The sequence below is a fragment of the Hyphomicrobium sp. genome, from assembly GCF_035572195.1.
Taxonomy (GTDB): Bacteria; Pseudomonadota; Alphaproteobacteria; order Rhizobiales; family Hyphomicrobiaceae; genus Hyphomicrobium_B.
In genome coordinates this window covers 1-11021 of the sequence record NZ_DATNBA010000101.1, presented here as the reverse complement: position 1 = coordinate 11021, position 11021 = coordinate 1, and the positions used below count along the sequence as shown (strand labels likewise).

13 protein-coding genes are annotated in these 11021 nt (G+C 60.4%); 7 read left to right on the top strand and 6 right to left on the bottom strand.

All coding sequences use genetic code 11. The annotated features are described in order from the left end of the window. The coding region (locus VN623_RS08620; RefSeq protein WP_325570110.1) for a fused MFS/spermidine synthase at positions 1 to 727 on the top strand (727 nt) is incomplete at its 5' end. Positions 728 to 838: 111 nt separating this feature from the next. Beyond that, on the top strand, positions 839 to 1543 hold the full coding sequence (gene purQ, locus VN623_RS08615; protein ID WP_325570108.1) for a phosphoribosylformylglycinamidine synthase subunit PurQ: 705 nt from the start codon (positions 839 to 841) through the stop codon (positions 1541 to 1543). Between the two features lie 125 nt (positions 1544 to 1668). On the opposite strand, the gene VN623_RS08610 is transcribed toward purQ, so the two are convergent. Continuing rightward, positions 1669 to 2061, bottom strand: a complete 393-nt coding sequence (locus VN623_RS08610; protein ID WP_325570106.1) for a hypothetical protein — start codon at positions 2059 to 2061, stop codon at positions 1669 to 1671. A gap of 413 nt (positions 2062 to 2474) precedes the next feature. On the opposite strand from VN623_RS08610, the gene purL reads away from it, so the two are divergent. Then, positions 2475 to 4721: a phosphoribosylformylglycinamidine synthase subunit PurL gene (purL, locus tag VN623_RS08605; RefSeq protein WP_325570104.1), complete on the top strand. Its 2247-nt coding sequence runs from the start codon at positions 2475 to 2477 to the stop codon at positions 4719 to 4721. 4 nt (positions 4722 to 4725) lie between these two features. Here the strand turns inward: purL and VN623_RS08600 are convergent, their stop codons facing one another. Both VN623_RS08600 and VN623_RS08595 read right to left on the bottom strand, forming a co-directional pair. Beyond that, positions 4726 to 5019, bottom strand: coding sequence for a hypothetical protein (locus VN623_RS08600; RefSeq protein WP_325570102.1), 294 nt, complete (start codon positions 5017 to 5019; stop codon positions 4726 to 4728). Between the two features lie 251 nt (positions 5020 to 5270). Next, positions 5271 to 5567 (bottom strand): hypothetical protein, encoded by a 297-nt coding sequence (locus VN623_RS08595; protein ID WP_325570100.1) that lies wholly within the window; start codon positions 5565 to 5567, stop codon positions 5271 to 5273. 292 nt (positions 5568 to 5859) lie between these two features. On the opposite strand from VN623_RS08595, the gene VN623_RS08590 reads away from it, so the two are divergent. Next, a complete protein-coding gene (locus tag VN623_RS08590; RefSeq protein WP_325570098.1) occupies positions 5860 to 6678 on the top strand; it encodes a DUF2147 domain-containing protein in 819 nt (272 codons plus the stop codon). A 149-nt stretch (positions 6679 to 6827) separates the two neighbouring features. Here the strand turns inward: VN623_RS08590 and pqqA are convergent, their stop codons facing one another. Beyond that, positions 6828 to 6917: a pyrroloquinoline quinone precursor peptide PqqA gene (gene pqqA, locus VN623_RS08585; protein ID WP_015598411.1), complete on the bottom strand. Its 90-nt coding sequence runs from the start codon at positions 6915 to 6917 to the stop codon at positions 6828 to 6830. A 195-nt stretch (positions 6918 to 7112) separates the two neighbouring features. Here pqqA and VN623_RS08580 point away from each other — a divergent pair, with 195 nt between their 5' ends. From VN623_RS08580 to VN623_RS08570, 3 genes are all read left to right on the top strand, one after another. After that, on the top strand, positions 7113 to 7349 hold the full coding sequence (locus tag VN623_RS08580; RefSeq protein ID WP_325570096.1) for a BolA family transcriptional regulator: 237 nt from the start codon (positions 7113 to 7115) through the stop codon (positions 7347 to 7349). A gap of 80 nt (positions 7350 to 7429) precedes the next feature. After that, positions 7430 to 7777 (top strand): Grx4 family monothiol glutaredoxin, encoded by a 348-nt coding sequence (gene grxD / locus VN623_RS08575; RefSeq protein ID WP_325570094.1) that lies wholly within the window; start codon positions 7430 to 7432, stop codon positions 7775 to 7777. Between the two features lie 139 nt (positions 7778 to 7916). Then, positions 7917 to 8999 carry a paraquat-inducible protein A gene (locus tag VN623_RS08570; protein WP_325570092.1) on the top strand — a complete coding sequence of 361 codons (1083 nt, stop codon included), beginning with the start codon at positions 7917 to 7919 and terminating at the stop codon, positions 8997 to 8999. Between the two features lie 234 nt (positions 9000 to 9233). On the opposite strand, the gene rpsD is transcribed toward VN623_RS08570, so the two are convergent. Continuing rightward, positions 9234 to 9851: a 30S ribosomal protein S4 gene (gene rpsD / locus VN623_RS08565; protein WP_325570090.1), complete on the bottom strand. Its 618-nt coding sequence runs from the start codon at positions 9849 to 9851 to the stop codon at positions 9234 to 9236. Between the two features lie 207 nt (positions 9852 to 10058). Beyond that, complete coding sequence (locus VN623_RS08560; RefSeq protein WP_325570088.1) at positions 10059 to 10661, bottom strand: hypothetical protein; 603 nt, start codon at positions 10659 to 10661, stop codon at positions 10059 to 10061. Positions 10662 to 11021 lie beyond the last annotated feature (360 nt).

Sequence of the window (11021 nt, the reverse complement as noted above, 5' to 3'; positions counted from 1 at the left end):
CAAGACGGCTGACGGCCAACCGGTGACGGCAGCGGTGCCAGCAACCTACTACCACCCCGACGGACCGATGGCGCGCGGCGTTGCGCTGGCGAGGCAGATCGCCAAGCAACGCGGCACGGAATTGACGACAGGCATCGTCGGTCTCGGATCGGGATCGCTGGCTTGCTATGCGAAGCCGGGCGAGACGTGGCGCTACTTCGAACTCGATCCCATGATCGTTAACGTGGCGCGCCGGCCGGATCTCTTCACGTTCCTCACGCGCTGTCTGCCGAACAACGACGTGGTGATCGGGGATGCTCGCCTGACGCTTCAAAAAGAGCCGGATGCAAAATTCAACTACCTCGTGATCGACGCGTTCTCGTCCGACTCGATCCCCGTTCATTTGCTGACGCGCGAAGCGCTCGAAATTTACGAGCGTAAGCTCGCACCCGGCGGGGTCGTCGCCATTCATATCTCGAACCGCTTTCTCGAACTCGCACCGGCTGTCGCGGCGACCGCGCTATCGATCCCTGACCTGAAGGGGATTTACGTCAATTGGACTCCCAACATCCCCGTACCCGATGCGACCGCGTCGCGGGTCGTTTTCCTGACCAAGGACGGTACGACATACGACGCCTTGCGGCGCAATTGGCCGGAAGCGGCGCCGCTTGATCCCGATGGAGCGGCACCATGGACCGACGATTATTCGAATGTCCTGGCGACCCTCATTCGCGGCTTGACGCACTAGCCCACGCACAAGCACGTGTTGTACGGGCCCCGCGACCAGGGGCCGAGTGGACATCCGTTCCGAGTCTCATTACCTGCTGGTGCCTAGGCAACCGCTCGAGGTGAGTTCGCGATGCTCCGCGCCTCAGTCATCGTTTTCCCGGGTTCGAACTGCGACCGCGACGTCAAGACGGCGATCGAGCGGGTCACCGGCTTTGCGCCGAAGATGGTCTGGCACGGCGATGCCAGCGTGCCGTCCTCCGACGTCATCGTGCTGCCTGGCGGGTTCTCCTACGGCGATTATCTGCGCTGCGGGGCGATGGCTGCGCATTCGCCGATCATGAAAGACGTGGTCGCCAAGGCCAAGGCCGGAACTCCGGTCATCGGCATCTGCAACGGCTTTCAGATCCTGTGCGAAACGGGATTACTGCCTGGTGCGCTTCTCCGCAACGCTTCGCTGCACTTCATCTGCCGCGATGTGTTCCTGAAAGTCGAGAACGACCAGACCTTCTTCACCAAGTGCTACCGCAGAGACGAAATCATCAAGGTTCCGATCGCGCACGGCGAAGGCAATTATTTCGCCGACGCCGAAACGCTCGACCGGCTCGAAGCTGAGGGGCGCGTCGCCTTCCGCTACTCGGACGCGACTGGCAAGACCGATTCTGCGGCCTGCCCGAACGGCGCCCAGCGCAACATCGCTGGTATCGTCAATGAAACGGGCCGTGTGCTTGGTATGATGCCGCATCCCGAACGGCTTTATGAGACGGTGCTCGGCGGCACCGATGGCCGCCGCGTATTCGAAAGCATTCTGCTATCGACGCTCGAGGCCGCGGCCTGACGCAGCCGTCGGCGATTGAAACCCTGCATCGGACACAAAAAAGGAGGGAGTTCATCACTCCCTCCCTGCCCGAACGGCTTGCAAGCGTGGCCTTGGAAGCGTCGTAGCAACCCTGGCAGCCGCGGTTATTTCCGAACGGCGCTATACGCAACATGCTGCATCGGCTGGATCGTCATCGCGGTCGCAGCAGGCGCGCAGGCGAAAGCCAGCGATCCCTCAAGCGAGTCGACGCGTGCCGACGTGCCCTCGCGCACTGTCAGATTGACCCGGACCGGCTCGGAGGCGGCGGTCTTTTCCGCGTCCGAATAGGCGTCCGCCAACAGAAGCGTGAGGTTGCAGGCTTTATCGGCGTTGGTCGTGTAATAGCTGATGGCGCGCTTTGACCCGACCGTCAAAGTGATCCCCTGCTGGGGAGCGACGCGATAGCCTGCGTTCTCTGCCCAAACCGGGGCAGAGCCGCTTGCGAAAGCCAAGCTCGAAAGAAGCACAACACTTGCGAGTTTTGCGGAAGTCGTCATGACAGGATCTCCACTGTCCAAGAGCGTTGAGTTCAAACCCGCGCACAATTGTCTGGGCGTGACGTCAGCGCTAAGGAGCAAAATAAGCCTATGACTCGCCAAGAAAAATCCCCAATGCTGCACAGCGGTACTGCGTTTTGTGCAGCGCGAAACGGTCACAGCCCAAACGGGTAGGCTGACGTTGTCACAGCCCGAACGGGTAGGAGGAGAGGGTGATCATCGGGCGTGCTATTCTCCCTCGAAAGCCGCCGCGCTCGTCGCGCTCCGCGCTTCCGGCTAGCTCCGCGAAGCGGAGTCAGAAAGCGCCAAACGAGAAAGCAGCGTGAGCGCCGCAACGACAAGCGACCCCCTCGCCGCTATAAGCAGGCGCGCGAGATTCCCTCACCATAGATTCCCCATTTGACGAGTGCCCGATGGCCGCCAAGACCACGCCGAAGATCACGCCCGAAACCGTCGCCGAGCACGGCCTCAAACCGGAGGAATATCAGCGCCTCCTCGATATCCTCGGACGTGAACCGCTGATTTGCGAACTCGGCATCTTCTCGGTGATGTGGAGCGAGCACTGCTCTTACAAATCGTCCCGCGTCTGGCTGAAGACGCTGCCAACTTCGGGTCCCAAGGTCATCCAGGGTCCCGGCGAAAATGCCGGTGTCGTCGATCTCGGCGATGGTGATGCCGTCGTCTTCAAGATGGAGTCGCACAATCACCCCTCCTACATCGAACCGTTCCAGGGGGCGGCAACCGGCGTCGGCGGCATTATGCGCGATGTCTTCACGATGGGCGCGCGTCCCGTCGCCAATCTGAATGCGCTACGCTTCGGCGCTCCCGATCATGCGAAAACACGCCATCTCGTCGGCGGTGTCGTTGCCGGCATCGCGCATTACGGCAACTGCACGGGTGTGCCGACGATCGGCGGCGAAACGAATTTCGACGCGGGCTATGACAACAACATCCTCGTCAATGCCATGTGCGTCGGCCTCGCAAAGACCGACAAGATTTTCTATTCGGCTGCCAAGGGCGTCGGCCTGCCGGTCGTCTACGTTGGTTCGAAAACCGGCCGCGACGGCATCCACGGCGCGACGATGGCCTCGGCTGAATTCGACGATAAGAGCGATGAGAAACGGCCGACCGTGCAGGTCGGCGATCCATTCACCGAAAAATTGCTTATCGAAGCCTGCCTGGAATTGATGGCGACGGACTCGATTATCGCGATCCAGGACATGGGAGCCGCCGGACTCACCTCATCGACTGCGGAAATGGCCGACAAGGGCGGCGTCGGCATCGACTTGAACCTCGATCTCGTTCCCCAGCGCGAAGCCGGCATGACGGCCTACGAGATGATGCTGTCGGAATCGCAAGAGCGCATGCTGATGATACTGAAGCCCGAGCGCGAGGCTGACGCGAAGGCGGTGTTCACGAAGTGGGGCCTCGATTTCGCGGTCATCGGCACGACGACGGATACGGGCCGCATGGTCATTACGCACAACGGCAACGTCGAAGCTGACCTGCCCGTCCCGGTGCTCGCGAATTCCGCACCGATGTACGAGAGGCCCTGGGTCGAGCCGAAGAAACCCGCAAAAATTCTTCCCGAATGGGTGCCGGCGCCGAACTCTATCCTCGGCACGCTGAAGGAGCTGATGGGCGGACCGCATCTTTCGTCGCGCCGCTGGATTTGGGAGCAGTACGATCACATGGTGATGGGGGACACCATCGGCCGTCCGGGAGGAGATGCAGGTGTCGTGCGCGTCCATGGGACGAAAAAGGCGATCGCCGTCACATGCGATGTGACACCGCGCTACGTCACCGCCGATCCGGAAGAGGGCACGAAGCAGGCTGTCGTCGAGACATGGCGGAATTTGACCGCCGTCGGCGCCGACCCACTCGCCATCACCGACAACATGAATTTCGCAAATCCCGAGCGGCCGGAAGTCATGGGCCAGTTCGTCGCCAGCGTTCGCGGCATGGGCGAAGCCTGCCGAGCCCTCGACTACCCGGTCGTTTCGGGCAACGTCTCGCTTTACAACGAAACCAATGGCACCGGCATTCCGCCGACACCCGCGATCGGCGGCGTCGGCCTCGTTCCCGATTCAGCAAAGCTCGCCGACATCCGCCTGAAGAGCGATGGCAATATGCTGATCTTGATCGGCCGTGAGGAAGGCCACCTTGGTCAATCGATTTATCAAAACTTTGCCACGGGGAAGTTCGACGGCGCGCCGCCGCCCGTCGATCTTGAATCGGAGATCAAGGCCGGTCGTCTTATTCGCACGCTCATCCGCGAAGGTCGCGTCGCCGCCGTGCATGATTGCGCCGACGGCGGACTTCTCGTCGCGATTGCCGAAATGGCATTGGCGGGTGGCAAGCATGGCCTGTCGCGCGAGAGTTCCGGACTTGGCGTTGAGCTCTATCCTTACGAAGGCAAGCTGCCCGCGCACGCCATCTGGTTCGGCGAAGACCAGGGGCGCTACGTCGTCGAGGTCACACCGCAAAAGGCGGAAGAAGTTCTGGAGCGCGCCCGCCTGCTCGAACTTCCGGCACGTATCATCGGGCGCACGGGCGGCGACGCGATCGGTTTGAAGGGTGAGACGGCGTTGCCGTTGTCAGAGCTTCGCGCCGCGCACGAAGCGTGGATGCCGAAGCTGATGGGCGCGCAAAGCACGTAAGCTGTTATCGGGCGGGGTGCAGCGCTGGCGCGGTGGCGCCTTTGAAAGGCTGAAGAGCAGGTTGGCGGGCAAGCTCGTCGAAACAGGCAAGCCGCTCGGCCTGCGCGGTAATCGACGCACAGTCGCTGATTTCCGAAGGCCCAACCGGCTGATCGCTGTTGGCAAGCAAAACCAAGCCGATCGCCGCCATACCGGCGATCAACGCCACGAACAACAGAGCGGTCGAGCGAAGCTGCTCCGAGGCAACGCCGGGCCTTGGTATGTTCGGCCTTTCTGAATCATGTGAGATGATGTTCACGATCGATCACCATTCATTGAAGCATACCGCGGCGCGCGGCACTGCACTTCAGACAAAGATCGGCGTGAGCGCATAAAAAGTCGATATGGGAACGAGGGTCAAAGTATAAACGAGTCATCAATATCGCGGCGCTGCATGTGCGGCTGCAGCGAATATTTCTTGAGGTAGCGACCGGAAATCGAAAGGGAGCGACTCCTGGCGTCCGCTCCCTTTCGCTATCATCTGTGTCGACGATTGAATATCCCGGCGAACTACTTCTGCGCGCCGGGATTGTCGTGCATTTCTTTGCCAGCGACTGAACCGTCTTCAGGCTTTGCATTCGGCGTCGCCGTCCTGCCAGTTGTGTCGGAGTTGACGCCCGGCTGATCCTGCATTTGCTTTTCAGAAAGGCTGCCGGAGTTCGGCTTCGCCGTCGGTGAAGCGGTCGAACCGCCCATCGTGCCCGGATGATCTTTCATTGCCTTTGTCGTGACATTGCTGTCCTCGGCCGCCATTGCGAAAGAGGCCGACAAGGCAAGCACCACCGCTGCCAGAAATGGCTTAATCATTGGAACGTCTCCATCCAAAAAAGGTTAAACGCACTCAGCGCGAGTTGGCGTTGTTTGAGCAAATACCGCCGAACAAAGCCTTCTCGATCTTGCAGAGGGGTCTACGCGCCCCGGGTCGAGAATGTTTCACGCGGTGAAAATTGAATGCGAGCCAATTTGAGCCCCAGTGCAAATCGACCGTCGCAGGCACGCGACCTCAAGGGATCGGTGCAGGTGTTACCTATGGAACAGCACGGGTCGAGGGGGTGAGGCATCAGGATGGCAGTCGCAGCAACCGAGAAGGAATTTGGTCATGCGCGTACTCAAGCTCATCGCGCCGGCAGTGTTCGCCTTTACCATTGTGCCCGTTGCAGCCGAGAACGCATTGGCCGCTCCGGATCCGACCGGCATCTGGTTGAACGATACCGGACGCGGTGCCGTTGAAATCAAGCCATGCGGTAATGCCCTTTGCGGCAACGTCGTCTGGGTGAAAGCCGCGTCGGATTCGAATGGCTGCGGCAAACAAGTGATCGGTGGCGTCGCCCCGGTTGGCGGCGGCCGCTGGGATCATGGCTGGATCTATTCCCCTGAGAGGGGCCGCAAATACGATGTCGAATTAACGCCGCTCAAGAACGGTACGCTGCGCGTTACCGGCTACGCAGGCGTCAAGTTTTTTTCGAAGACTATGATCTGGAAGCGCGCGCCGCAGGATCTGCAGCTTTGCGGCCAGACCGAAGCCAAGGCTGAAACCCCTGCGCCGGTGAAATCCAATGGCGCGAACGAATCCGTAGCCAGTGCTGCTCCGGCGTTGCCTGCGACTGCACCTGCAGCGGTCTTGCCGGAAAAACCTGCCTCCGAAGCTGCCGCGATCCCGGTGCCCAAGTCGGCGCCGGTTGCCGCCGATAACAGCCGCGATGCGGCGAAGTCCGCGCCTTCTCAAGAAGCCAGCGCGGACGAACCGAATGACGAAGGTGCCCCGGCGAATGACGATGCAGGCGCCGGAATCGGGAAGGCGCTCGGAAGGCTGAAGCTCGGCGATCTGTCGCTTGACAAGGTGTTGACGAGGACCAGCTCGGGCAAGTGCAAGCTCAATACGCCGTGGCTCAAAGTGCAATTCGATTGCGATCGGTAGACGCGCGTTACGCGCCAAGCCCTCACCCCCGGCTTCGGCGCACAGAGAGACGCCCGCTGCCTCCCCCGCAGCGGGCGTCTCCACATAAAAACGCGGCGGCAAGAAAAAATCTTACCGCCGCGTCTTGAATTCAGATTGGAAGGATCGACTTAGATAAGGTCGATCTCAGCCGGAAGATACGATGTAACTTCGAGGCCGACTTCCTGCTCGCGAACTGCGGGCTTCGTCCAGGTCTTCATGATGTCCTCCATCAAGACTTCAGGAACGCAGTGTTCCTATGACTCCAAAGATAGTGATCCGCCTCGATAACGTCCAATCGCGTTTGCGTGAGAATTGGATAAGAATTTCTGATGGTTGATCTTGCGCCCGCTGATCGAAGGCGGCATAGATTGCGCCTTCCAAATTCGTGAAATCTTCTTCCGGAGCTATATAAAATGGCCATGTCCGCCGCCGAGATCGAACGTCTGATCAAAGCAACGTTTCCTGACGCCAGGATCGAGCTCAGGGACCTTGCCGGCGACAATGATCACTGGGCGGCGCATGTCGTTTCTTCGGCCTTCAAGGGCAAAAGCCGCATCCAGCAGCATCAGATGATCTACGAAGCACTCGGGGGCCGCGTGGGCGGGGCTTTGCACGCCCTGCAGCTCACCACCGCATTGCCGGCCGATTGACTTGAGTGCAACTCTCCCCCACATCTCAGCTTGAATCGGGTGCGCCGAAACGGCAGCCCCGGCATCCATAGGAGCCCACGATGGCCTCTGATAATCCTGCCCAGGCAACGATTGCCAAGACGATTGCCGATAACGACGTCGTGCTCTTCATGAAGGGCACGAAGCAGTTTCCTCAGTGCGGGTTCTCGGCAACCGCTGCCAAGATCCTCGAGCAGCTGGGCGTACCCTTCAAGGACGTCGACGTGCTGGCAGACCAGGGCGTTCGCGAAGGGATCAAGACGTTCTCGAACTGGCCGACGATCCCGCAGCTTTACGTCAAGGGCGAGTTCGTTGGCGGCTGCGATATCATCCGCGAGATGTACGCGGCCGGTGAGCTGCACGACCTGATCTGCGAAAAGGGCATTCCGCACGCTCACCATCATGGCTGAGCTGACGCGCAGTTTTGAGCTATTACGCGGCGGGGCTGATTACGGCCCCGCCCTTATTTTTGCCTAATGTCGGTGTTGGCTCTCGATACGTTGTGTAAGCTGTTGGCTAGCACACGAGTTTCTTGAGCTGGGACGATCGATGCGACTGAGCCGCGGGCGGTTCTTCCTCTCCCTGACGATCCTTACAGCAAGCGTCTGCCTGGCGCTCGGCATTACGATGCCGATCCTGAAGCTCACGACTTTCACGTTTTGGACGACCGAGCATTCGCTGATTTCGACAGTTGGCGTCCTTCTGCGCGACAAGCAGACTTTCCTCGGCCTGATCGTGCTCGTTTTCTCGATCCTGCTGCCGATCACGAAGCTGCTCTATCTGCTGCTCGTCTCGACGCTGCCGCCGGCTGAAATCGTGCGACATCACCAACGCCTTCGGGCGCTCGAATGGCTCGGCAAATGGTCGATGCACGACGTTCTCGTACTGGCCCTGACGATCTTTTTCATCAAGAGCCAGGGCGTCTACGACGCATCGAGCCTCAACGGCGTCTATTTCTTCACCGCCGCCGTCGTGTTGATGATCCTCTCCTATGCCTGGATCCGAACCGACGGCATGGCGGCAGCGCCTGAGCTCGTGCCGGTCCTGCCGGAGCCCGACGTCGGTCAGGCCGCGAAACCCTCGGGCTGGCGGAATTTCGCGCTCAGCTTCCTGATCATTCTCGCGACGGTATTCTTCGCGCTCGGCATCATTCTGCCGACGATCCGGTTCACGACGGTTTACGTCTGGACGAACGAGCACTCGATCCTGACGATCATCTACGCGCTGTCCGAGAACAAAGAATACTTCCTGTGCGCCGTCGTTTTCGCGGTTTCCGTATTCTTCCCGTTCCTCAAGCTGTTCTATCTGCTGACGCTGATCACGGCGCACGACATGCCGGCCGACTTCCGCAAGAAATCGATCGCGACGATGGAATGGGTCGGGCGCTACTCGATGACCGACGTGATGGTGCTCGCTTTGATGATCTTCTACGTCAATTCATCGGGCTATACGGAAGCGCGCGTGCTGCCTGGCGTCTACTTTTTCGCAGCCTCGGCATTGATGACGATGCTCGCCTATGGGTGGGCCAACGCCGAGCCGCCTACGAGCCGGCGCAAGAAACGCATCAACGTCGGCGGCCCGCAAATCTCGATCGCCCGCGCGCCTCGCCCGCCACGGCAAAAGGCAGCGTAGTATTCGGAAGCTGTCATCCCGGACGATCGAAGGCGGGGCCGGAGATCGATCCGGGACCCAGTCTTTGTCATCAGCAGGAAGATGGGTCGCGGCTCATCGCTACGCGCCGGCCGTGATGACAAAGTTCGATCTCTCCCCGCATGCGGGGAGAGGAGACGCAAAAAAGGCCACCCGAAGGGGCGGCCTTTTGAATTCAATCCAGCAACACTGTCCGGCTCTGGCGCCGAAACAAAACTACCTCGAGTAGAATTCGACCACGAGGTTCGGTTCCATCTGGACCGGATACGGGATGTCGGCGAGGGCTGGAATACGCGTCAGCGAGACCGTCATCTTGTTGTGATCGGCGTTGATGTAGTCCGGCACGTCGCGCTCGGCGCTCTTGATGGCTTCGAGTACGAGAGCCAGCTGCTTGGCCTTCTCTTTGACCTCGACCACATCGCCAACACGGATGCGATAGCTCGGTATCGTGACGCGATGACCGTTGACCGTCACATGGCCGTGGCTGACGAACTGACGGGCCGCGAACACGGTCGGAACGAATTTGGCGCGGTACACGAGAGCGTCAAGCCGGCGCTCAAGCAGACCGACGAGAAGCTCCGACGTCGAGCCCTTCAAACGCGCGGCCTCGTCGTAGACGGCGCGGAATTGACGCTCGGAGATAGAGGCGTAATAGCCTTTCAGCTTCTGCTTGGCTTTGAGCTGTTGGCCGAAATCGGAAAGTTTGCCCTGGCGGCGCTCGCCGTGCTGGCCGGGACGGCTCTCGCGACGGTTGAGGGGGCTCTTCGGGCGGCCCCAGATGTTTTCGCCGAGGCGGCGGTCGATTTTATGCTTAGCGCGAATACGCTTCGTCATCTTCTAGCACTCCATGAGTTGAGCCCAGCGCAACGTTCTCACGTGCGATCGGCGTGGAGCGCCCCCTCCTTTGCCCTCATTTGAAGGCCGACAGGCATGGACCTTCGACAGTCCCGCCACGGGTGCGCAAATCAAACGCGGGCCCAAAGGCCCGCGCAAATTGGGTGATACCGGTGCTTGGCCGTCCCGTCAACGGCCATGAGGCCGCTATTTCTTCGCTTCTGCCGCGGATTCGGTGACCGGGGTCGTCGATCCGGTCGAAGCCGGGGCGCCGGCGTGTGCCGGACGAGCCGCAGGTGCAGCCGCAGGAGGCGCCGCCGCAGCGGTGCGCGGTGGCGGGCTCGCCGCCACGTAGGCCGTGATCATTTCCTTGACCTTCTTGCGCTGCTCCTCGGTACACGTTTGCGCCGGCTCTTTGCTCTCGTCGACGACGACTTCCTTGTCGCCCTGCTTCTCGACGAGCTTGATCCTGCCGGTCAGCAGCATGACTGTCGTCAGGTGCAGCTGGCTTATGTACACCATCTGCTGCGGCGTCCATTTATGCTGAACCTGCTCGCGGCGCATTAATGCCTGATGGTTGCTGATCTGATCATCCAGCAGGTCGCAGATCTGGGCATGTGCCGACAACCGGCCTGCCATGATCACGTTGCGGGCTACATCGATTGGAACGAGAACTTCGTTCTTCTTGGTCTTGTCGATGACGATGACCGATCCGTCGGGCTTGGAGAACTGCTGCGGCGTCAGCGACCACGCGTACTCCATGAAGGATTTTACCGCCTTCTCGCTGAGCTCGTCTGCGCTGGCAGACACCCCGGTCCCCAAAAGCATCAGCGCGGACACGCCTGCCAACACTATCCCCGCCCTCGTGTTCATCCACATCTCCCGCTGAACCTCTTCGATTTTCTTTATGTCGCGAATGTTCTCAAAATACGTCCGTCGCGGTCAATCGGACTGCCGCGTTGCATATCGCCAGTATGCCCATTCGCTTGGCATCGCTCAGCCCAAAACTTGGCCAGATCAAGGCACCTCGCCGCCGCGCTTGCGCCCCCCGCCTTTGCCCTGTGCGAGCGTGGCAACTATGCCACGAAGCGTGCGAACTTCTTGATCTGTCGCGTTGAGCCGAGTCAACAGCGTGCGGAGATTTTGTGCCACGACGGCTTTGCGATGGGC